Origin of the sequence: Stenotrophomonas geniculata, from assembly GCF_034508895.1 — a bacterium.
Classification (GTDB): Bacteria; Pseudomonadota; Gammaproteobacteria; order Xanthomonadales; family Xanthomonadaceae; genus Stenotrophomonas; species Stenotrophomonas geniculata.
The window spans coordinates 678,182-699,452 of record NZ_CP140571.1; the positions used below are offsets into that span (position 1 = coordinate 678,182).

Annotated in this window: 24 protein-coding genes; 16 read left to right on the top strand and 8 right to left on the bottom strand. The window is 67.0% G+C overall.

What is annotated here, in order from left to right; all coding sequences use genetic code 11:
* The first annotated feature begins 19 nt into the window (after nt 1–19).
* The 4 genes from RI032_RS03220 (at nt 20) to RI032_RS03235 (ending at nt 3,760) form a co-directional block, all read left to right on the top strand.
* Complete coding sequence (locus RI032_RS03220) at nt 20–796, top strand: enoyl-CoA hydratase/isomerase family protein (protein WP_010483336.1); 777 nt, start codon at nt 20–22, stop codon at nt 794–796.
* 87 nt (nt 797–883) lie between these two features.
* A complete protein-coding gene (gene tesB / locus RI032_RS03225; RefSeq protein ID WP_005408551.1) occupies nt 884–1,804 on the top strand; it encodes an acyl-CoA thioesterase II in 921 nt (306 codons plus the stop codon).
* A 4-nt stretch (nt 1,805–1,808) separates the two neighbouring features.
* The gene (locus tag RI032_RS03230; RefSeq protein ID WP_322547839.1) at nt 1,809–2,318 is read left to right on the top strand and encodes a pathogenicity-like protein; all 510 of its coding nucleotides are present in this window, start codon (nt 1,809–1,811) and stop codon (nt 2,316–2,318) included.
* Between the two features lie 224 nt (nt 2,319–2,542).
* Nucleotides 2,543–3,760: an RNA polymerase sigma factor gene (locus tag RI032_RS03235; RefSeq protein ID WP_043396739.1), complete on the top strand. Its 1,218-nt coding sequence runs from the start codon at nt 2,543–2,545 to the stop codon at nt 3,758–3,760.
* 51 nt (nt 3,761–3,811) lie between these two features.
* Here the strand turns inward: RI032_RS03235 and RI032_RS03240 are convergent, their stop codons facing one another.
* Nucleotides 3,812–4,372, bottom strand: coding sequence for an EF-hand domain-containing protein (locus RI032_RS03240; RefSeq protein ID WP_322547840.1), 561 nt, complete (start codon nt 4,370–4,372; stop codon nt 3,812–3,814).
* Between the two features lie 156 nt (nt 4,373–4,528).
* Between RI032_RS03240 and RI032_RS03245 the strand changes: the two genes are divergently transcribed.
* Nucleotides 4,529–5,284: an arginyltransferase gene (locus RI032_RS03245; RefSeq protein ID WP_322547841.1), complete on the top strand. Its 756-nt coding sequence runs from the start codon at nt 4,529–4,531 to the stop codon at nt 5,282–5,284.
* 38 nt (nt 5,285–5,322) lie between these two features.
* Entirely contained in the window at nt 5,323–6,537 is a 1,215-nt protein-coding gene (locus tag RI032_RS03250) for an endonuclease/exonuclease/phosphatase family protein (protein WP_322547842.1), read from the top strand.
* Nucleotides 6,538–6,634: 97 nt separating this feature from the next.
* On the opposite strand, the gene purT is transcribed toward RI032_RS03250, so the two are convergent.
* A complete protein-coding gene (purT, locus tag RI032_RS03255) occupies nt 6,635–7,822 on the bottom strand; it encodes a formate-dependent phosphoribosylglycinamide formyltransferase (RefSeq protein WP_014646362.1) in 1,188 nt (395 codons plus the stop codon).
* A gap of 137 nt (nt 7,823–7,959) precedes the next feature.
* On the opposite strand from purT, the gene RI032_RS03260 reads away from it, so the two are divergent.
* The 5 genes from RI032_RS03260 to RI032_RS03280 are packed head-to-tail and all read left to right on the top strand — an operon-like array spanning nt 7,960 to nt 10,658.
* On the top strand, nt 7,960–8,841 hold the full coding sequence (locus tag RI032_RS03260; RefSeq protein ID WP_134958509.1) for an SPFH domain-containing protein: 882 nt from the start codon (nt 7,960–7,962) through the stop codon (nt 8,839–8,841).
* 45 nt (nt 8,842–8,886) lie between these two features.
* On the top strand, nt 8,887–9,066 hold the full coding sequence (locus RI032_RS03265) for a type II toxin-antitoxin system antitoxin (RefSeq protein WP_010483358.1): 180 nt from the start codon (nt 8,887–8,889) through the stop codon (nt 9,064–9,066).
* Complete coding sequence (locus RI032_RS03270) at nt 9,063–9,242, top strand: DUF4177 domain-containing protein (protein WP_322547843.1); 180 nt, start codon at nt 9,063–9,065, stop codon at nt 9,240–9,242. The genes RI032_RS03265 and RI032_RS03270 overlap by 4 nt, the downstream gene beginning before the upstream one ends.
* A 3-nt stretch (nt 9,243–9,245) precedes the next feature.
* Nucleotides 9,246–9,839, top strand: a complete 594-nt coding sequence (locus RI032_RS03275; RefSeq protein ID WP_071305663.1) for a PH domain-containing protein — start codon at nt 9,246–9,248, stop codon at nt 9,837–9,839.
* Between the two features lie 9 nt (nt 9,840–9,848).
* Nucleotides 9,849–10,658 carry a M15 family metallopeptidase gene (locus RI032_RS03280; RefSeq protein ID WP_071305662.1) on the top strand — a complete coding sequence of 270 codons (810 nt, stop codon included), beginning with the start codon at nt 9,849–9,851 and terminating at the stop codon, nt 10,656–10,658.
* 159 nt (nt 10,659–10,817) lie between these two features.
* On the opposite strand, the gene RI032_RS03285 is transcribed toward RI032_RS03280, so the two are convergent.
* The 4 genes from RI032_RS03285 to RI032_RS03300 all read right to left on the bottom strand — a co-directional run bounded on the left by RI032_RS03285 (nt 10,818) and on the right by RI032_RS03300 (nt 14,444).
* Nucleotides 10,818–11,189, bottom strand: a complete 372-nt coding sequence (locus tag RI032_RS03285; protein ID WP_010483366.1) for a DUF423 domain-containing protein — start codon at nt 11,187–11,189, stop codon at nt 10,818–10,820.
* 103 nt (nt 11,190–11,292) lie between these two features.
* Nucleotides 11,293–12,366 (bottom strand): polyketide cyclase, encoded by a 1,074-nt coding sequence (locus tag RI032_RS03290; protein WP_021203110.1) that lies wholly within the window; start codon nt 12,364–12,366, stop codon nt 11,293–11,295.
* Between the two features lie 234 nt (nt 12,367–12,600).
* Nucleotides 12,601–13,242 (bottom strand): response regulator, encoded by a 642-nt coding sequence (locus tag RI032_RS03295; RefSeq protein ID WP_005408537.1) that lies wholly within the window; start codon nt 13,240–13,242, stop codon nt 12,601–12,603.
* On the bottom strand, nt 13,242–14,444 hold the full coding sequence (locus RI032_RS03300; RefSeq protein ID WP_043396763.1) for a sensor histidine kinase: 1,203 nt from the start codon (nt 14,442–14,444) through the stop codon (nt 13,242–13,244). The genes RI032_RS03295 and RI032_RS03300 overlap by 1 nt, the downstream gene beginning before the upstream one ends.
* Before the next feature lie 152 nt (nt 14,445–14,596).
* Between RI032_RS03300 and RI032_RS03305 the strand changes: the two genes are divergently transcribed.
* Genes RI032_RS03305 through RI032_RS03325 form a run of 5 tightly spaced genes read left to right on the top strand, consistent with a single transcriptional unit; the run spans nt 14,597 to nt 17,623 of the window.
* Nucleotides 14,597–15,193: a GNAT family N-acetyltransferase gene (locus tag RI032_RS03305; RefSeq protein WP_010483371.1), complete on the top strand. Its 597-nt coding sequence runs from the start codon at nt 14,597–14,599 to the stop codon at nt 15,191–15,193.
* Nucleotides 15,139–15,984 (top strand): septum site-determining protein MinC, encoded by an 846-nt coding sequence (gene minC, locus RI032_RS03310; protein WP_049455603.1) that lies wholly within the window; start codon nt 15,139–15,141, stop codon nt 15,982–15,984. The genes RI032_RS03305 and minC overlap by 55 nt, the downstream gene beginning before the upstream one ends.
* 37 nt (nt 15,985–16,021) lie before the next feature.
* Nucleotides 16,022–16,831: a septum site-determining protein MinD gene (minD, locus tag RI032_RS03315; protein WP_010483375.1), complete on the top strand. Its 810-nt coding sequence runs from the start codon at nt 16,022–16,024 to the stop codon at nt 16,829–16,831.
* Nucleotides 16,832–16,833: 2 nt separating this feature from the next.
* Nucleotides 16,834–17,094, top strand: coding sequence for a cell division topological specificity factor MinE (gene minE / locus RI032_RS03320; protein ID WP_004148073.1), 261 nt, complete (start codon nt 16,834–16,836; stop codon nt 17,092–17,094).
* A gap of 46 nt (nt 17,095–17,140) precedes the next feature.
* Nucleotides 17,141–17,623 carry a hypothetical protein gene (locus RI032_RS03325; protein WP_010483381.1) on the top strand — a complete coding sequence of 161 codons (483 nt, stop codon included), beginning with the start codon at nt 17,141–17,143 and terminating at the stop codon, nt 17,621–17,623.
* 120 nt (nt 17,624–17,743) lie between these two features.
* Here RI032_RS03325 and RI032_RS03330 read toward each other — a convergent pair whose 3' ends face one another.
* Both RI032_RS03330 and RI032_RS03335 read right to left on the bottom strand, forming a co-directional pair.
* A complete protein-coding gene (locus RI032_RS03330; RefSeq protein WP_322547844.1) occupies nt 17,744–18,973 on the bottom strand; it encodes a DUF819 family protein in 1,230 nt (409 codons plus the stop codon).
* Nucleotides 18,974–19,114: 141 nt separating this feature from the next.
* Nucleotides 19,115–21,193, bottom strand: coding sequence for an alpha/beta hydrolase family protein (locus tag RI032_RS03335; protein ID WP_010483385.1), 2,079 nt, complete (start codon nt 21,191–21,193; stop codon nt 19,115–19,117).
* Nucleotides 21,194–21,271: the final 78 nt, after the last annotated feature.

Consider the following 21,271-nt stretch of genomic DNA (forward strand, 5'->3'; position numbering starts at 1 on the left):
TTCGCAACGAGACCGCAGCATGACGACGCTCATCGAGGTGATCAACCATGGCCCCATCCGCGAACTGCGCCTGGCGCGGCCGCCGGTCAACGCACTGGACACCGAACTGTGCCGGCAGTTGATCCATGCCATCGAGCTGGCCATGGCCGAAGACGCGCACGGCATCGTGCTGTCGGGCAGCGAGCGCATCTTCACCGGCGGCATGGACGTGCCGCACCTGCTCTCGCACGGCGATGACAAGCATAAGTTGCTGGACACCTGGAACGCCTTCTTTGGCGCCGTGCGCACGCTGGCCGAGAGCCGCATTCCGGTGGTCGCGGCGATCACCGGCCACGCCCCGGCGGGTGGCTGCGTGCTGGCCCTGTGCTGCGACTACCGCGTCATGGCGCGCAGCGCCGATCCGTCGCGACCATATGCCATCGGCCTGAACGAAGTGCAGGTCGGCCTGATCGCACCGGAGGGCATCCAGCGCCTGCTGCGCCGTGCGGTGGGCGTGCACCGCGCCGGTGTCCTGCTGACCACCGGTTCGCTGGTGCCGGCCGAACAGGCGCTGCAGATCGGCCTGGTCGACGAACTGGCCGAAGGTGACCTGGTGGTCGCGCGTGCCGTGGCCTGGCTGCAGAACCTGCTCAAGCAGCCGCGCCAGCCGATGCTGCTGACCCGCGCCATCGCCCGCGCGGACCTGCACGTGGCGCTGCAGCCGGACCTGATCCAGCTCGACCGCTTCGTCGAGGCCTGGTTTGCGCCGGACGCACAGAACGCCCTGCAGGCGCTCGTGGCCCGCCTCGGCAAATAGCGGTTGCCTCGCCCGGGGTCAGATCCCTTTCGCCGGGCGAAAGGGAACTGACCCCTGACCGGTATAATCAGGCCCTCTTTCACTGCCGTGGCCGCCCCCTTGAACGACACGCCCGAACCCGTCGTCTCCGAGCTGATCGACCTGCTCACCCTGGAGCGGCTGGAGGACAACCTGTTCCGCGGGCAGAGCCGCGACATCGGCACCAAGTACGTGTTCGGCGGGCAGGTGCTGGGCCAGGCGCTGGCCGCGGCCCAGGCCACGGTCGACAACGGCCGCCACGTGCACTCACTGCACGCCTACTTCCTGCGCGCCGGCAACATCGACCACCCGATCGTCTACGACGTGGACCGCACCCGCGACGGCGGCAGCTTCTCGGTACGCCGGGTCACTGCGATCCAGCACGGCAAGGTGATCTTCTTCTGCGCGGCCTCGTTCCAGCAGGCCGAGACCGGCGCCGAGCACCAGCACAAGATGCCCGAAGTGCCGCAGCCGGAAGACATCGAACCGAACCGTCCGCTGCCGGCCGAAGTGCTGGAGCGGCTGCCGATCAAGGTGCAGCGCTGGCTGTCGCGCGGCGGCCCGTTCGAGTTCCGCCATGTCTACCCGCGTGACGAACTGAACCCGCCCAAGCGCCCTCCCTACCACCAGGTGTGGCTGCGCCTGAGCGAGCCGGTCGGCGACGCCCCGGAACTGCACCAGGCGCTGCTGGCCTATGCCTCCGATTTCCACCTGCTGGGAACGGCAACCTTCCCGCACGGCATCAGCTATTACCACCCGCACGTGCAGATGGCCTCGCTCGACCACGCGATCTGGTTCCATCGCCCGTTCCGCGCCGACGACTGGCTGCTGTACTCCCTGGACAGCCCCAGCGCGCAGGATTCGCGCGGCCTGGCCCGCGGCCAGTTCTTCACCCGCAACGGCGTGCTGGTGGCCAGTACCGCGCAGGAGGGCCTGATCCGCGTGGTTCCCGACCAGGCCGCGGCCGCCGCCGTGCCGGCCAAGGAGTAAACCGATGCGCCAGATCTTCAGCAGCCAGCGCGTGGAAACCGTCGAAGGCGTAGCCGACCTGCTGCGCGAGCACGGCATCGACGTCAAGGTGACCAACGGGCGCTCGTACAAGACCCGCCGCCGCGGTCAGTTCAGCTATACCGACCTGGGCAACGCCAACGCCTACCCGGCAGTCTGGATCGTGCGCGCCGACGATCAGCCGCGCGCACGCGAAATCCTGCGCGAGGCCCGCCTGCTCGACACCACCCGCCGCGACCACCCAACCGCCGAGTTCGCCTTCCGCGACACCGCCGATACGAGCGGCAGCGGCCGCGGCTGGGCCTGGCGCATCCGCATCGCCCTGCTGGTGGTGATCGCCGGCGTGGCGCTGGTGATCGGCCTGCGCCATCGCGGCGCCCCGGCACCTGCCGCACCGGCCCCTGCCCCGCAGGCCCAGCCGCAGCAGGCGCAACCGGCCCCTCAGGCCGCGCCGGAAGAGGAAGAAATCCGGGTCCGTATCCAGCCCTCCAAGTAAGAGGCGGTAGCGCCGGGCCATGCCCGGCGAGCACAGCGGCCTGGCAGCAGGGTCGCGACTTCACCGTAACCCGTCAGGATTGGAGCCCCCTTGTTGTTCAAGGGGGCGCGCCAACGGCGCGGGGATGAGGTGGAATGCGCGGACCGCAGATGCATCAGCATCTGCGGTCACATTGGGCGCGCAGCTACGTCATGGGACACAATCCCAGCAGGAGAGCCGCCGCCATGACGACGTTCGCCGCATCGATCGACCAGACCTTGGAACGCGAACTGCCCGCTGCCGCCAGCGGTTGCCAGCACGCCTACGGCCGCATCGTGCTGGCCTGCCAGAACACGGTCACCGCCATCGCGCTGGCCATCACCCGCGACCGCCAGGCCAGCGAGGACATTGCCCAGGAAGCCTTTGTGAAGGGCTGGCAGCAGCTGCACCAGCTGCGCAGCGCGACCAGCTTCCTGCCGTGGCTGCGGCAGATAACCCGCAACCTGGCCCGCGACTGGCTGCGCGCCCAGCGTGGCCGTCCACTGACCGGCGAGGCGGCCGAGGTGGCGATGGGGATGGCCGCAGATCCGTCGCCGGGCGCCGCCGATCGCCTGCAGCGGGTGGAGGAAGAAATCGCCGCCGAGGACATCATCTCCACCCTACCCGCCGACAGCCGCGAAGTGCTGTTGCTGTACTACCGCGAAGGCCAGCGCTCGCAGCAGGTGGCCGACCTGCTCGGTCTCAGCGACGCGGCGGTGCGCAAGCGCCTGTCGCGCGCCCGCACCCTGGTGCGCGACGGCCTGCTGCAGCGCTTCGGTGAGTTCGCACGCAGCAGCGCGCCGAGCGCTGCATTCGCCACCGCCGTGGTGTCGATGGTCCTGGTGGCCGCACCCGGCACCGCCAGTGCCGCGATCCTGCTCAGCACCGGCGTCGGCGTGGGCGGCAGCAAGCTGGGCCTGGGCGGCGTCAGTGCCGCAGGCGGCGCAGCCATGGGTTCACTGACGGCCGCCGCCAGCCAGCTGCACCTGATACCCGCCAGCAACTGGGCCGCCGTTGCCGGGGGCGTCGTCGGTGGCATCATCGGCAGCTATCTGGGGGGCCGCTTCCTGCTGCGCTTCGCAGACACCCCGCAGGAACGGGCGGCCGTGCGACGGTTCGTGCACCTCAATACGTTCACTGCGATGGTCGTCTGCACCAGCCTGTTGGTTTCGCTGATGCTGCAGGTGCCGCTGTGGCTGCAACTTGCCATTCTCGTCATCGGCCTGGGTACGGTGAACTACCAGTGCCTGGTGCCGCTGCAGCGCGTGATGGCCCCCATGATCGCGCGTGATTCGGCGCGGCGCGGCCGCAGCGGAACCAACTGGCAATACGAATCTGTCTACGGGCGCACCGGCATCATCGGCGCGAACGTCTTCGTGATCGCCCTGGTGGTGTATGCGCTGATGCGCAGCGGAAACGTATAACGGACAACGCCGGCAGTCTGCCGGCGTTGTCGTCATTCACTGCGTCGACCCTCAGCGCTGCGGCGCCGGTGCGCCACCGTCGCGCGGACCGCCATGGCGCGGGCCACCGTGCATCGGGCCCTTGGCGGCGTCGAACTCGGCCTTGCTCAGCTGGCCGTCCTTGTTGGTGTCGGCGGCAGCGAACCAGGCATCACGATGCTGCTTCATGCGCAGCTCGCGGTCGGCCTTGTCCAGATAGCCGTCCTTGTTCAGATCGAGCTGGTCGAAGCGCGCGGCCAGGCGCGGATCGGCCCTGGCTTCCTCGCGGCTGATGCGGCCGTCCTTGTTGACGTCCAGCTTGGCCCAACGCTCACCGCCGTGGCCACGGCGGCCATGCTTCCAGCGCGGCAGCTCATCGCGCGAGAGCTTGCCGTCCTTGTTCTTGTCCAGCTCGTCGAACTTCGCGGCCAGGCGCGGGTTGGCAGCGGCTTCGCCGCGGTCGATGACGCCGTCGCCGTTGGTGTCCAGTTTGGCCGGACGCTGCGCGGGCGTGGCCGGGGTGTCGGCAGCGAGCGCGATACCGGAAGCGGAGGTGCCGAGCAGCAGGGCCAGCAGCAGGGGGGTACGGATCATGAGGTCACTCCTGGGGATGGGAACAGCGTCGGGGTGATCACTTCACCCTCGGGGGACAACAACGCCCGGGCGCGACATCGGTTGACGCCGCTGCCGGTGCCATTCATCCGGCGGACAGTCGCCGCCACTGCGACAACCTGGGGCTATGCTGTGCCCATGGCGATGCATGGCGACAGAGACGACGAACTGCGACTTTTCCAGACCGGCGAGCACCCCTGCGGGTACTGGTCGGACCGGGTGGCACGCGACCTGGTGCTGGACCCGAACGACCGCCGCCTCGGCGCCCTCTATCCGCTGGCACTGAGCTGGGGCTTCCGCCGCAGCGGCGACCTGGTCTACCGGCCGCACTGCGCGCACTGCCAGGCCTGCGTGGCGGTGCGGATCCCGGTGGCGCGCTTCGCTCCGGACCGCAGCCAGCGCCGTTGTGCCGCCCGCAATGACGACCTGGAGGTGCGGATCACCGCCGCCACCGCCCGTGACGACCTGTTCGCGCTGTACCACCGTTATCTCACCCACCGCCACGCCAACGGCGGCATGGACGACCATGGCCCGCACGAGTTCGAGCAGTTCCTGATCGGCAGCTGGTCGCACACCCGCTTCATGGAGATGCGCCTGCCCGGCCACGACGGCCAGCCCAGCCAGCTGTTGGGGGTAGCGGTGACCGACGTCACCGAGCACGGCCTGTCGGCGGTCTACACCTTCTTCGACCCGGACCACGCCGCGCGCGGGCTGGGCACCTTCGCGATCCTGCAGCAGATCGAGTGGGCGCGCCGCGAGGGCCTGCCGCACGTGTATCTGGGCTACTGGATCCGCGGCCACCAGAAGATGGACTACAAGCGCCGCTTCCATCCGCTGGAAGCCTACGATGGCCGCCGCTGGCACGATTTCGACAAGGATCTGGACGGGCGTTGACAAACCGCTGACACCGGGCCGGGTGCACAATACGGCCCATGAACATGACCCGCCGCCATCCCCTGATCCTCGCCCTGGCCCTGCTCTGCGGCGCCACCGCCCCTGCCTTCGCCACGTCCCCTGCGATGACCGAAAAGCCGTCCGCTGCGCTGCGCCTGGCCACCTACAACACCTCGCTGTACTCCGATGACGCCGGTGGCCTGATCAAGGAGCTGGAAGGCGACAGCGAGCACGCACGCAAGATCGCCGCGGTACTGCAGCAGGTGCGCCCGGATCTGGTGCTGCTGAACGAATTCGATTTCGACGACGCCCATCGCGCCGCCGACCTGTTCCAGAAGCGCTACCTGGAGGTCGCCCAGCCCGGTGGCGGCAAACCGCTGCACTTCGCCTACCGCTATCTGGCACCGGTCAACACCGGCGTGCCCAGCGGCCTGGACCTGGACAACAACGGCGTGGTCGGTGGCGAAGGCCGCAGCCGCGGCAACGATGCCTGGGGCTACGGCCTGCACCCGGGCCAGTACGGCATGCTGGTGCTGTCGCGCTACCCGATCGACGAAGCCAGGGTGCGCAGCTTCCAGCTACTGAAGTGGAGCGCGATGCCGGGTGCCATCCGCCCGGTCGATCCGCGTACCGGCCAGAGCTTCTACAACGACCAGGTGTGGTCGCAGCTGCGCCTGTCGTCGAAGTCGCATTGGGACGTGCCGGTGAAGACCCCGGCCGGCGTGGTGCATGCGCTGGTCTCGCACCCGACCCCGCCGGTGTTCGACGGCCCGGAGAAGCGCAACGCGGCGCGCAACCACGACGAGCTGCGCCTGTGGCAGGAGTACCTTTCCAAGGGTGACAAGCCGTGGCTGTGTGACGACAAGGGCCAGTGCGGTGGCCTGGCGCAGGACGCACGCTTCGTGATCCTGGGCGACCTCAACAACGACCCGGTCGACGGCGATGGCCGCCATGAGGCGATCGTCGAGCTGATCGAGAACGCCCGCGTGCTGCGCTACCCCACCCCGCGCAGCGTCGGCGGTGAGCAGACCAGCCTGGCCTATGCGGCCAAGGGCATCGAGCGCAAGGGCGCACCGTTCCACGCCACCGGCGACTTCGGCCCGAAGTCCGGCACCATGCGCCTGGACTACGTACTGCCCTCGACCGGTTTCGAATACGTGGGCAGCGGCATCTTCTGGCCGGCCAATGAAAGCCCGGAAGCGAAGATCGCCGACGGCAGCGACCACCACCTGGTGTGGGTGGACGTGCGGTAGAGTCGACTGTTAGTCGACTGCACAGAAATCTGTACCGACCAACGGTCGGTACCCACCGGGTTTCGGTAGGCGACGACCGTTGGTCGTCGCTCCTTTCTTACGGGCGCAGTTCGACGCCGATGGCGTCGGCGGCATCACGCGCGATGGCGCGTGCTTCGTCGATCGTTTCAGCGCGCGCCAGGGTCACGCCCACGCGGCGATGACCGTGCACGCTCGGCTTGCCGAACAGGCGCACGGCGGTGTCCGGCACCTGCAGGGCGGCGGCGACGTTGTTGAAGTACGGCACGCCCTCGCCGTGTGCCAACAGCGCGCACGACGCCGACGGGCCGCTCTGGCGGATCACCGGGATCGGCAGGCCGAGGATGGCGCGCGCATGCAGCGCGAACTCGCTCAACTCCTGCGATACCAGCGTCACCAGGCCGGTGTCGTGCGGGCGCGGCGACACTTCGCTGAACCACACCTCATCACCCTTCACGAACAGCTCGACACCGAACAGGCCCCAGCCACCGAGGTCGTCGGTGATCGCGCGCGAGATTTCTTCCGCGCGCGCCAGTGCCGCGCTCGACATCGGCTGCGGCTGCCAGCTTTCGCGATAGTCGCCGTCCTTCTGCAGGTGGCCGATCGGTGCGCAGAACGAGGTGCCGCCGGCGTGGCGCACGGTCAGCAGGGTGATCTCGTAATCGAAATCGATGAAACCTTCGACGATGCAGCGGCCCGCACCGGCGCGGCCACCGGTCTGCGCGTAGTCCCACGCCGGGGCGATGTCCGCCTCGCTGCGCAGGGTGCTCTGGCCCTTGCCCGAGGACGACATCACCGGCTTGACCACGCACGGCAGGCCGATGGCGGCCACGGCAGCACGGTACTCGGCCTCGGTATCGACGAAGCGGTACGGCGAGGTCGGCAGGCCCAGGGTTTCGGCGGCCAGGCGGCGGATGCCCTCGCGGTCCATGGTCAGGCGTGCAGCACGCGCGGTCGGGATCACCCGCAGGCCCTGCTCCTGTTCCAGCTGGACCAGGGTTTCGGTGTGGATGGCCTCGATCTCCGGCACTACCAGGTGCGGCTGCTCCTGGGCGATCAGCGCGCGCAGGGCCATCGCGTCCAGCATGTCGATCACATGCGAGCGGTGCGCGACCTGCATCGCCGGGGCGTCGGCGTAACGGTCAGCGGCGATCACCTCCACACCCAGCCGCTGCAGCTCGATGGCCACCTCCTTGCCGAGTTCGCCCGAGCCCAGCAGCAGCACGCGGGTGGCGGAGGGAGACAACGGAGTTCCAAGCTTGGCCATGGCGGTTCCAGCAGCGATGTGAAGGCGGGTGGGCATTCTAGCTGGCCGGGCACCCGGGCCATGGCATCCGACGAACGGTAGTCGACAAGTGATATCACTTTGATATCTTCACCTTGAACCCTCAAGGACGTACCGCCATGAAAGAGAAGTCGCTTGCCTCCCTCAACGGCCTCGGCACCCTGGCCGGATCCCTGCTGGCCGCGCTGGCCGGCGGCGCGCTGTTCGTGCTGGGGGTGGCGGCCAAGTCCAGCACCGGCTCGCCCAACCTGCTGCTGATGCTGGCCGGCGTGCTGGTGGTCGCTGCCGCGGTCTTCATCCTGGCCGGCCTGTACACCATCCAGCCCAACCAGGCGGCCGTGCTGAGCCTGTTCGGCAAGTACGTCGGTACCGTCAAGGACAACGGCCTGCGCTGGAACAACCCCTTCTACGCCAAGCGCCGGGTCAGCCAGCGCGTGCGCAACTTCGAGAGCGGCAAGCTGAAGGTCAACGAGCTGGACGGCAGCCCGATCGAGATCGCCGCAGTGATCGTCTGGCAGGTGGTCGACGCCTCCGAAGCGGTCTACAACGTGGACGACTACGAGAGCTTCGTGCACATCCAGTCCGAATCCGCGCTGCGTGCGATGGCCACCAGCTATCCCTACGACCAGCACGAGGACGGCCAGCTGGCCCTGCGAAGCCACGCCAGCGAGATCTCCCAGCACCTGAAGAACGAGCTGGCCGAGCGCCTGGCCGATGCGGGTGTGCAAGTGATCGACGCGCGCATCAGCCACCTGGCCTACGCCGCTGAAATTGCCCAGGCCATGCTGCAGCGCCAGCAGGCCAACGCGGTGATCGCCGCACGCACGCGCATCGTGGCCGGTGCAGTGGGCATGGTCGAGATGGCCCTGGCCGAACTGCAGAAGAACGGCGTGGTTGAACTGGACGAGGAGCGCAAGGCGCACATGGTCAGCAACCTGCTGACCGTGCTGTGCTCGGACCGCGGCACCCAGCCGATCGTCAATGCCGGTTCGCTGTATTGAGCCACACTCGCAACGGGGCGCCCCACCGCCCCGCCAGGAGCCCCCATGAGTGAGAAGAAAGCCTATCCGCTGCGCATCAACGCCGAGGTCCTGGCCGCGGCGCAGCGCTGGGCCGACGACGAGCTGCGCAGCCTCAACGCGCAGATCGAATACGTGCTGCGCGACGCCCTGCGCAGGGCAGGACGCCTGCCGAAACCCACGCCATCGCCGGAGGACAAGGAATGAGCACGCGCTGGAGTTACCAGACCATCGAAGTGAAGACCACGATGATGGGCACCCTGAGGGCCGAGGACATCCAGAGTGAACTGACCCGCCAGGGCCAGCTTGGCTGGGAACTGGTCAACGTCATCATCCCGGCCCCGATGCGCCCGGCGATGCTGGTGTTCAAGAAGGAGGCCTGAACCATGGGCGGCAGCGACCCCAAACCCTTTGACGTGGCCGAGAGCTCGCCGCTGCGCGTGCTCTGGATCGTGCTGCCGCTGCTGGCTGCCTTCGTGGCCTGCCTGTACGCACAGCTGTACAAGGCACCGGCAGGCGCCCCCTGGATCGAAGTGACGCTGTCGCCGCCCTGGTTCCGGATGGGCGGCAGTGCGGCATGGAGCCTGATCGTCATCGCTGTACTCGCTGTCGGGCTGGGAGCCGCATTCTTCCGCCGCCGCGTGGCGCTGGCCGGCAACGTGCTGGACGTGCGCTCGACGATGTATCGGCGGCGCGTGCCGGTGGCGCAGCTGCGGCTGGACCAGGCCGAGGTGGTCGACCTGCAGCGTGACCGCCGCTACGGCATCCGTGTCAAAACCAATGGCTATTCAATGCCAGGCTTCTACTCGGGCCACTTCCGCCTGCAGGGCGGCGGCAAGGGCTTCGCCCTGGTCACCGACCGTGCGCGCGTCCTCGCCCTGCCGGTCAGTGATGGCAGCACGCTGCTGCTCAGCGTGGACCGGCCGCAGGCCCTACTCGATGCACTGCGCAAGGTGGCCGCGTCGGCGCCACGGCAGTAAGCTGCGGCGATGCAACGACGCGCCCCCCTGCTGATCAATACCGAGGCCATCGAGCTGTGGCCCGCCCACCTGCTGCGTGCACGCCGCAACCTGGATGCACGCCTGCTGTCGCAGGCGCACTGGGTGCTGCGGCGCAAGCGCGATGGCCGCTACCTGGCGGCGGTACTGGCGCAGGGTGTGCACGCCATGGTGCCGCGCCTGCCACGCGAGCCCGGGGTCGAGGAAGCACTGGCGCTGCTGGATGCCGCGGCAGCGCGGCCCTTCGCCGCCGGGCTGGAAGAACAATGGCTGCCACTGGCCGGGTTGCAGCAGCGCCTGCAGCAGCTTGGCCTGGATGCACAGCGCTACGCGGACGGCAGCGGCTTGCCGCTGGAATCCGAACCGTGCCTGCTGCACTTCGCCGGTCGCGACCGCTTCGCCCGCCCATTGTGGCTGCGCCGTGGCGCCGCGCAGGGCTGGCGGCGGATGCAACTGCACGCGGCACAGGACGGAATTGCGCTGGACGCGATCTCCGGCTTCCGCAGCCATGCCTACCAGCTGGGCATCTTCGAACGGAAGCTGGCGCGCGGCTTGAGCGTGGCAGAGATCCTGAAGGTGAATGCCGCACCGGGGTTCAGCGAACACCACAGCGGCCACGCGCTGGACATCGGCACGCCGGGCGACGCGCCGGCCGAAGAATCGTTCGAAGCCACCGACGCGTTCGCGTGGCTGCAGGCCCATGCCGGTGAACACGGCTTCCATCTGAGCTACCCCCGCGACAACCCGCACGGAATCGTCTACGAACCGTGGCACTGGTGCTGGAAGCCGGCCAACGGCTGAGCCCCTCGTGGCGAAAGCCTGGGGCAATCAGTGCATGGCCGCAGGATGGAACAAGAGAGCAAAGACAAAAGCGGGTCGCTTCGCTCGAAGCCGAGCATGGCTCGGCTCTACAGAAGCTGACGGCGCAGCGGTGTCGTGCTTGGCCGATCTCCGCTGCCGTCACCGCCTCAACGCATTGATCCCCAGCAACACCCATCCGGCCATCATGCTGGTGCCCCCAATCGGTGCCATCCGCGTCGGCCACTGCCACAACGCGCCGCCCACCAGGCTGCCGGAAAACAGCAGCACACCCAGCAGCAGCACGTACAGCGCCAGGTGCGCGATCGCTCCCTGCGCGCGCGGTCCGAGCGCCACCAGTACCGCACCATGCGCGAACGCATACAGCGCCGCCATGTTCAGATGCTGCTGCGCCAGCGGGTCGGCCACACCGTGCGAGGCGTAGGCCGACAGGCCGATCGAGGCGGCGGCCAGCAGCGCACCCAGGCAGGCCAGCAGCGAAGGCTTACGTGCGCGACGTTCGAGATTGAACATGTGGGCTCCTTGCGCAGCGCCCTTGCCGGGCGCCAGATGAAAAAAAACGCGCCGCAATGAGCGGCGCGTTTTCGTGTCCAACACTACATGGGTCAGCCGAAGCTTACTTGACGGCCCAGTAGATGTCGTAGGTACCTTCCGGGGTGAACGACTTGTCGATGCCGTCCTTCCAGGTTTCGTACGGACGGTCGATCACTTCGTTGCCGGAAGTCACGGCCCAGGCACGCAGACCGTTGCGGGCCACGTCCAGACCCGCCATGTGGCCGGTGTAGGCGGCATGCGCCGAACGGTGCGGAGCCACATGCACGTACTTGACCGGAGCGCCACCGTCGATCTTGACGGTCAGCTCTTCAGCGGTGGCACCTTCAGCACCCTTCTTCTTCACCGGCTGGGCGATGTCGAAGGCGTACTTTTCCTGACCGAAGTCGGTGGTGATGATGCGGAACGGACCGGCGGCTTCAAGGCCATTGGCCTCCATCACGCGCTTGATCCACTCCTGGTTGTCCTTGATGGACTTGGTGATCGTGTCCTGACCACGGTCCACGTTACCGGCGTTGACGACCAGCAGGTCTTCAGCCGGCACGTCGACGATGCCCAGATCGGTCAGCGGGGCTTCCGGGGTGCGGTAGTCCACGTTCGGGACGGTGGCCAGCATGTTGGCCATGCGCGACAGACCCATCTTGATGTCGTCGCCGATCTGGCGGCTGACATACAGGCCTGCATAACGGCCGAACAGGTCAAAGCCGTACTTCACCGAGTAGTCCTGGGTGATCTTGACGTTGCGGCCACCCTTGCCGGTCGGCTCCAGCGTGAAGGTGGTGATCTTGTCGTGACCCTTGGTGGCGTCATCGATGGCGATCGCAACACGCTTGTTCTCTTCGGCTTCGGTGATCTTCCAGGAACCGGTGCCCAGGTCCTTGGAGGTGAAGTCGAGAGTGGCACCGACGCCGGAGGCCGGGCCGGACAGCTTCAGTTCAACGGCGGGATCGCGCAGTACCAGCGGGTTCCAGTCCTTGAAGCGGCGCAGGCTGCTGACCGTGTCGTACACGATCGTCATCTTGCGGTTGGTCTCGATGCTTTCGGTGATGTGACGCTCGCCCGGCAGACATACGCCAATGATGACGAACAGGCCAGCCACGATCCCCAAGGCGATCAGGAACTCGATAATACGGGTCATTCAGAGAGTCTCCGGGGCCGATCCCACGGCCGGGTTGATTGAAGCGAAGCGCCAATCCTAGCAGGCTTCGCGGGCATTGTTTATCGGGATTGGCGCACCGGTTTCCCTGCCGGCTGCGTATTTGTATGGACAAAGAATTCGAAGGGTACCGCATACCGATACCCGTGAAGTAGGGGGCAACCCCACCCGAGGGCCATGCCTGGGCCTCAAGTCATTGTCCTGAAAAGGTTTTCCTCAGACCAGCTGAAGCTCGAACGCCTTCAGTACGGCACGCGTACGGTCGCGCACGCCCAGCTTGGACAGGATGTTGGACACGTGGTTCTTGATGGTGCCTTCGGCCACACCCAGCGAATTGGCGATCTCCTTGTTGGAGAAGCCACTGGCCATCAGGCGCAGGATCTCGGTCTCGCGGTCGGTCAACGGGTCCGGCCGGTCCAGGCTGACGAACTCGTTGCGCATGTGCTCCAGGCCGGACAGCAGGCGCTGGGTCACGGCCGGCTGCACCAGCGAACCGCCTTCGGCCACGGTGCGGATGGCACCGACCAGCTGCGCCAGGGTCACGTCCTTGAGCAGGTAGCCCTTGGCACCGGCCTTGAGCCCGGCCAGCACCAGCTGGTCGTCGTCGAAGGTGGTGAGGATGATGGTCGGCGGCAGCTGCTCCTGGCGCGACAGCACCTGCAGCGCCTCCAGCCCGGACATCACCGGCATGCGCATGTCCATCAGCACCACGTCGGGACGCACCTGCGGTATCAGCTCGACCGCCTGCCGGCCATCGCCGGCCTCGGCCACCACCTCGATACCGTCGTCGAGCGCCAGCAGGGAGCGGATTCCCTGCCGCACCAGGGTTTGGTCGTCGACCAGGCAGACGCGAATCATCAACGCACTCCTTCAGGAACCTTGGTAAGGGCGGCCACCAGCACCGTTGCCGGCACCGTCGCCCGCAACCGGAAGCCTTCACCGGGCCGGGTTTCGACCTGCAGCTGGCCACCACATTGTTGCAGGCGCTCGCGCATGCCGCGCAAGCCATTGCCCACATTGACCATATCCGCGCCGACACCGTCGTCGCGGGCCTCCACCACCACCCGGTCGGGGGCTTCACGGTACACCTTGATCCACAGGTGGCGGGCGCCGGCGTGGCGCACCGCGTTGGTGATGATCTCCTGGGTGCAGCGCAGCAGCACGTGGGCCCTCTGCGGGTCCTCCACGTTCAGCGGATCCTCGATGTCCAGCTGGATGTCCAGCGAAGGCACATTCTCGGTCAGCGGGCGCAGTGCCGCGGCCAGATCGATGGCGCCGGTCTCACGCAGCTGGCTGACCACCTCGCGCACGTTGCCCAGCAACAGCTTGGCCAGGGCGTGCGAGCGCTTCACATGGTCCAGCGCCTGGCCCTCGGCCAGGTGGCCGGCCACTTCCAGGTTCAGGGTCAGCGCAGTCAGCTGATGCCCCAGAAGATCGTGCAGCTCACGCGAAATGCGGGTTCGCTCATTGACCCGGGCGCTTTCGGCCAGCAGGGCGCGGGTGGCGCGCAGCTCCGAATTGAGCCTTCGCTGCTCGTCGCGGGCCTGGGTCTGCTGTCGCGCGACAAGGCTGGTCACGAAGATGAACATGGAAAAGCCGCCATACAGCAGCGATTGCATCACGGCTTCGAACAGCGGGAAGTGCAGCAGCATGTAATAGACCGGGGCCACCGCCAGCTGGCTGACCAGCAGCCACAGCACGCACAGGCGCGCCGACAGCATCCAGGGAATGACGCCGGCAGCCACCATCATCAGGATGCTGCCAAGGCCGGAACCACTGAGGTAGCTGACGCCCAGCGCCGAAACCGTCAGCAGCAGCAGCAGGCCGCGGTCCAGCCAGGTGGTGTGACTGTCGCTGTCGCTGCGCAGGAGGCGGGTCAGCCAGTAGTACGCGGCGCCGAAGGACAGGTAGGCGACGAACAGCAGGATCGCCCAGCTGCCCATATCGCTGCGGCTGTGCAGGTTCTCGAACTGCGAGTACGCCAGTGGCAGGCCGACCATGACCCAGGTAAACAGGCCGGCCAGACGGAGGACGCGGGTATGGCTGAGGACTCCCAACATGCCAGCACTCTACGGGCCCGGCCTGCGTCGCGCACTCCCACGGAAGTCATGCATCTGCGGCCCCTGTTCATGCCGCAGCCCACCCCGGGCATGCAATAATCGTGCGCAGGGTCCAATTTGACGGACCAACCGCGTTACCCCACGGAGTCACAATGTCGATTGTCATCCGCGACGTGCGCGAGCACGAGCTCGATTCCGTCCTGGCTTTGAACAACAACGCTGGCCTGGCCATCCTTCCCCTGGATGCGGCCCGCCTGCGCCTGTTCTACGAAACCGCTGAGTATTTCCGCGTCGCCGAGCGCGACGGCAACCTGGCCGGTTTCCTGATCGGCTTCGGCAGCGACAGCCAGCACGACAGCAGCAACTTCGCCTGGTTCAAGCAGCAGCTGGACACCCCGTTCTTCTATATCGACCGCATCGTGGTCGCCAGCCGCCGTCGTGGGGGTGGCGTCGGCCGTGCGTTCTATGCCGACGCGCAGAGCTTCGCCGAGCTGCGCTACCCGCAGATGACCTGCGAAGTCTTCCTCGACCATGGCGCCGATGCCGCCCTGCTCTTCCACGGCAGCTTCGGCTTCCGCGAGCTGGGCCAGAACACCATGCCGCAGGTCGATGTGCGCGCCAGCATGCTGGCCAAGGAACTGTGCAGCTACCCGTGGGTCCAGGAGACCTACGGCGGCAAGCTGCCGGATGTGGCATGGACACGTGCCCGGCAGCTGCCGGCACAGGCACAGCGGCCGACGGGGACCTGAGCGTGGCGGTGAATTTCGATTACGAACAGGCCGGTGAACTGAAGATCGGCCAGGTGGGCGTCGCCAACCTGCGCATCCGCACCCTTGATGTCGAGCGCCTTGTGCAGGAAATGCGTGAACGCGTCACCCGTGCGCCGAAACTGTTCGGCCGCGCGGCGGTGATCCTCGACTTCGGCGGCCTGAGCCAGGTGCCGGACGTGGCTACCGCGCAGGCGCTGGTCGATGGCCTGCGCAGTGCCGGCGTGCTGCCGGTGGCGTTGGCCTATGGCACCAGCGCGGTCGACCTGCTCTCGCAGCAGCTCGGGCTGCCCCTGCTGGCCAAATTCCGCGCCCAGTACGAGCGTGCCGAGGCCGAGCCGGCTCCGCCGCCGTCCGCGCCTGAACCGCGTCGCGCGGCCCGTGCCGAACCGAAGCCGGCGCCGGCCACGCCGGTGGCCAAGGTCGCCGACGCCGCCGCACCGCAACCCGGCCGCATGCAGCTGGGCAACGTGCGTTCGGGCCAGCAGCTGTACGCTGAGAACTGCGACCTGACCGTGATGGCCACCGTCGGTGCCGGCGCCGAAGTCATCGCCGACGGCAGCATCCATATCTACGGCACCCTGCGCGGCCGCGCGCTGGCAGGGGCCCAGGGCAACACCGCGGCACGCATTTTCTGCCGTGATTTCCATGCGGAACTGGTGGCCATTGCAGGCCACTACAAGGTACTGGACGATGTCCCGGACAACCTGCGCGGCAAAGCCGTGCAGGTGTGGCTGGAACAGGACCAGATCAAGATCGCTGCGCTGGACTGACGCAGCTCCAAACTCATGCAGAACCAGGAGAAGTCCTTTGGCTGAAATCATCGTAGTCACCTCCGGCAAGGGCGGCGTCGGCAAGACCACTTCCAGCGCGAGCCTGGCCTGCGGCCTGGCACGGCGCGGCAAGAAGGTGGCGGTGATCGACTTCGACGTCGGCCTGCGCAACCTCGACCTGATCATGGGCTGCGAACGCCGCGTGGTGTACGACTTCGTCAACGTCGTGCACGGCGAAGCGACCCTCAAGCAGGCCCTGATCAAGGACAAGCGCTTCGAGAACCTGTACGTGCTGGCCGCCTCGCAGACCCGCGACAAGGACGCACTGACCCAGGAAGGCGTGGGCAAGGTCCTGAAGGACCTGGCCGCCGACGGTTTCGATTACATCATCTGCGATTCCCCGGCCGGCATCGAGAAGGGCGCCTTCCTGGCGATGTACTTCGCCGACCGCGCCGTGGTGGTGGTAAACCCGGAAGTGTCGTCGGTGCGCGACTCGGACCGCATCATCGGCCTGCTCGATTCGAAGACCCACAAGGCCGAGTCCGGCCAGGACGTGCCGGCCTTCCTGCTGCTGACCCGCTACACCCCGCTGCGCGTGGAAAGTGGCGAGATGCTCAGCATCGCCGACGTCGAGGAAGTGCTCGGCCTGAAGGCGATTGGCGTGATCCCCGAGTCGGGTGACGTGCTCAACGCCTCCAACAAGGGCGAGCCGGTCATCCTGGATGTCGAGTCCGCTGCCGGCCAGGCCTACGACGACGCCGTCGCGCGCATCCTCGGCGAAGAACGCCCGATGCGCTTCACCAACGTCGAGAAGAAGGGCTTCTTCAGCAAGCTGTTCGGAGGGTAAGCATGGGCCTGTTTGATTTCCTCAAAGCGAAGAAGACCACCGCCGAAACCGCCAAGAACCGCCTGCAGATCATCATCGCGCAGGAACGCAGCAACCGTGGCGGCCCCGATTACCTGCCGCTGCTGCAGCGTGAGCTGCTGGAAGTGATCAAGAAGTACGTGAACATCGACGTCGATGCGGTGAAGGTCGACCTGGTGAAGGATGGCCAGCACGACGTGCTGGACATCTCCGTGGCGCTGCCTGAAGGCCCGGACAAACCCTGATCTCCTACCCCGCCCGTGCCTGCATGGGCGGGGCTGCCCGAACCGCATGACCGATACGACAACCGCCGTGGACATCACCTGCGTGGGCGACATCGCCTTCGCCGATGCGCAGCGCCTGCTCGCCGCGCATGGCCTGCGGCTGCACCACGTCGCGGCCGGTGAACCGATTCCCGGCAGCTACTGGGGCGAGCCCGAGGCCGGCATCATCGCCAGCAACGTGTATGTGCGCGACGACACTCCCGTACATTCGATGCTGCACGAAGCCTGCCACCTGATCGTGCTGCCGCCGGAGCGGCGTGCGCAGGTGCATACCGACGCCACCGACTCGGTGGCCGAGGAAGATGCCACCTGCTACCTGCAGATCGTGCTGGCCGGGCAGCTGCCGGGTGTTGGCACTGCGCGGCTGATGGCCGACATGGATGCCTGGGGGTATACGTATCGGCTGGGATCCACCAAGGCGTGGTTTGAACAGGACGCCGAGGATGCGCGGGCGTGGTTGATCGAACGCGGGTTGCTGCAGGCGGCGTAACCGCCATCCACGCATGGCGTGGATCTACTGCAGAGCCGAGCCCATGCTCGGCTGCTCTTCGCTGTCACGAGCGCGAATGCAAAGCCAGAAGCAGCCGAGCATGGGCTCGGCTCTACAGGATCAACCCTGCCCGGCCAGCGCGCGCAGGGTAATGCCGACGATGTAGGCCAGGTACGTGCCGGTCGCATAGCCCATCGTGCCCAGCAGCACGCCCACCGGCGCCAGCGCCGGATGGAACGCGGCCGCCACTACCGGCGCCGAGGCCGGGCCACCGATGTTCGATTGCGAACCGATCGCGAAATAGAAGAACGGCACCTTCAGCAGCTTGCCCAGGCACCACAGCAGCACGATGTGCACGGAAATCCAGATCAGGCCGAGCAGGAACAGCCACGGGCGATCCAGCAGCGCCAGCAGATCCATCTGCATGCCGATGCAGGCGATCAGGAAATACAGCAGCAGCGAGCCCAGCCGCGAGGCGCCCGCCCCTTCCAGGGTACGTGCACGGGTGAAGCTCAGGCTCAGGCCCAGCGAGGTCGACAGCACCACCACCCACACGAACGGCGCATCCAGGCTGAACTGCGAAGCCCAGCTGACGTTGGCCTTGAACCACGCCGCCAGCGGCGCGCCGATGGCGTGCGACAGGCCCACGCCACCGAAGGCCACCGCCACGATCAGCATCAGGTCGGTGAGGCTGGGAATGCGCTCGTGCTCGGCCTGGAAGCGCGCGATGCGCTCCTTCAGTTCATCGATGGCCGAGGTATCGGCGCCACTGCGTGCATCGATCTTCGCGGCACGCCCGGCCAGGAAGATCAGCGCGGCCATCCACACGTAGCCGACACCCACGTCGACCACCGCGAACTGGCCGAACGTGGTGGCGTTGACGTCGAATACTTCGCGCATCGCCAGCATGTTGGCACCGCCGCCGATCCAGCTGCCCGCCAGGGCGGCCATGCCGGCCCAGGTGTCACCGGCCACGGTTTCCGGATGCACCGCGCGCATCAACAGGAACGCCACCACCGCGCCGAGCATGATGCTGGCCGACGCGCCCAGGTACATCAGCACCAGCTTCGGGCCCAGCCGCAGGATGCCCTTGATGTCCACCGCCAGCGTCAGCAGGATCAGCGCCGCCGGCAGCAGGATGTCGCGTGCGATCGGGTTGTAGAGCTTGGTGTTCTGGCCATCGATGAGGCCGACGGTGTTGTAGATGCCGGGAATCAGATAGCACAGCAGCAGCGCTGGCACGAACGTGTAGAAGCGCTTCCACAGGCCCTGCTCGCGCGAGGCGGTCCAGAACACGGCGCCGAGGGTGGCGGCGATCAAGCCGAAGACGACGATGTCGTTCTGGATCATGCAGGGGCTCTTGTAGAGCCGAGCCATGCTCGGCTGCTGTTGGCGAAGGTGTGCCGACCAACGGTCGGCACCCACCGGCGGGAACATCGGCACCCACCGTCGAAAACAAAAGCGCCGCCCCGAAGGGCGGCGCTGCAGTCATCAGTTGCCGATGTGCTGCTTCAGCCAGGCATTGACGGTGTCATGCCACAGGATACTGTTGTTCGGCTTCAACACCCAGTGGTTCTCGTCCGGGAAGTACAGGAATTTCGATTCGATGCCCTGGCGCTGTGCAGCGGTGAACGCAGCCAGGCCCTGCTCGACCGGAATGCGGAAGTCCTGCTGGCCGTGGATGACCAGGATCGGCTTCTTCCAGTCCGCCACGTGGTTGACCGGGTTGAACTTCTCGTAGTTCGCGGCCTTCTGGTACGGGGTACCGCCCTGCTCCCACTCGGTGAACCACAGCTCTTCGGTGGCGTAGCCCATCATGCGCTGGTCGAACACACCGTCATGGTTGACCAGGCACTTGAACGGGCTGTTCCAGTTGCCGGCGATCCAGTTGACCATGAAGCCACCGTAGCTCGCGCCCAGCGCACAGGCCTTGTCACCGTTGAGGAAGGAATACTTCTTCAGCGCCGCGTCCCAGCCCTTCTGCAGGTCTTCCAGCGGGCGGTCGCCCCAGTGCTGGCTGATCGCATCGGTGAAGGCCTGGCCATAGCCGGTGGAACCGTGGAAATCGATCATCACCACCGCGTAGCCCTGGCCCGCGTAGGTCTGCGGGTTCCAGCGGTAGCTCCAGCCGTTGCCGAAGCTGCCCTGCGGACCGCCGTGGATCAGGAACGCGACCGGGTACGACTTGCCTTCCTGGTAGTTGTGCGGCTTGACCACGTAGCCGTGCACGGTGTCGTTGTTCCAGCCCTTGAACTCGAACTGTTCGTAGTCACCGAAGGTCACGTCCTTCAGTACGTCGCCAGCAGCCGGGGTCAGCGCGCGCAGTTCGCCGATGGCTTCGCCCGCGGCCGGCAGCAGGCCGACCAGTACCTGGTCGTTGCTCTTCAGGCTGTTGCGGGTGATGGCCACGCTGTTGCCGGCCACGTCGACAGCAGTAACGCTGCCATCGCCAATCAGCTTGGTGGCCTTGCCGCTGGCCACGTCGATCTGGAACAGCGGGTGTTCGCCGAGGTCATCGGCAGTGGTGTAGATGCTGGCACCGTCGGCGGACAGGGCGATGCCGCCAGCCGAACGATCCCACTGCGGGGCGATCTCGCGCGTCTTGCCGCTGGCAACGTCCATTGCCATCAGGCCAAAGCGATCGGCTTCGAAGCCCGGGCGCTTCATCGCACGGTAGAACAGGGTTTTGCCGTCGGCGCTGAACACCGGGCCGGCATCCCAGGCCGGGTTGGACGCGGTCAGGTTGACCGGTGCCTGCTTGCCTGCGGCGTCGAAGCGGTACAGGTCGAAGTTGGTCGACCATGGCTCCTGCTTGCCGGCCACACGGATGCTGGCCACCACGCTGGCACCATCCGGCGACCACGCGAAATCATCGTTGCCACCGAACGGCTTGGACGGCGCGTCGCCATCGATGGTCGCGCTCAGTGCAGAAGCGCCCTTGACCGCGCCGGCCTTGGCCGACGGCAGCGGCGCCACGAACAGGGTATTGCGGCGGCCGTCGTTCCAGGTATCCCAGTGGCGCACGAACAGCGAATCGAAGACCTTGCCGCTGGCCTTGGCGCCGGCCACGTCCTTCAGCTTCTTCTCGGTGCACGCCAGATCCGAGGCGCAGGCCTGGAACACGCCGGCGCTGAACAACACGCGGTCGTCCTGCGGCGACACGTGGTAGCTGTCCACGTCCACCGGGAAGTCGGTCAGCTGGCGCGGAGCACCGCCGCTGATCGGCTGCGCGTACAGCTGCTGGCTGCCGTTCTTGGCGCTGAGGAAGTACACGGTCTGGCCATCGGCCGACAGTGAAGCGGAATTGACACTCCAGCCAGCCGGGGTGATCTGCTTCGGCGGCGCCGCATCGCGGGTGCGCAGGTTGCGTGCGAACAGCGCGGTGGAGGCCTTCAGGTTGGCGTCGACGCTGCGCTTGGCGAACACCACGGTGCCGCCGTCAGCGGTCAGTACCGGCGCGGAGACGCGGTCCATGGCCACCATGTCGCGGACTTCCAGGCCACGGGCAGCGGCAACGCTGGGCAGGGCGGCCAGCAGGCTCAGTGGCAGCAGGGCATGACGCAGTTTCATCGGGGTCTCCGCAGGACGGCAAAAAACCGATGTTAGGCCCGTGCGGCCGGGGCTGCCAAGGCCATCGGTCATGCCTGC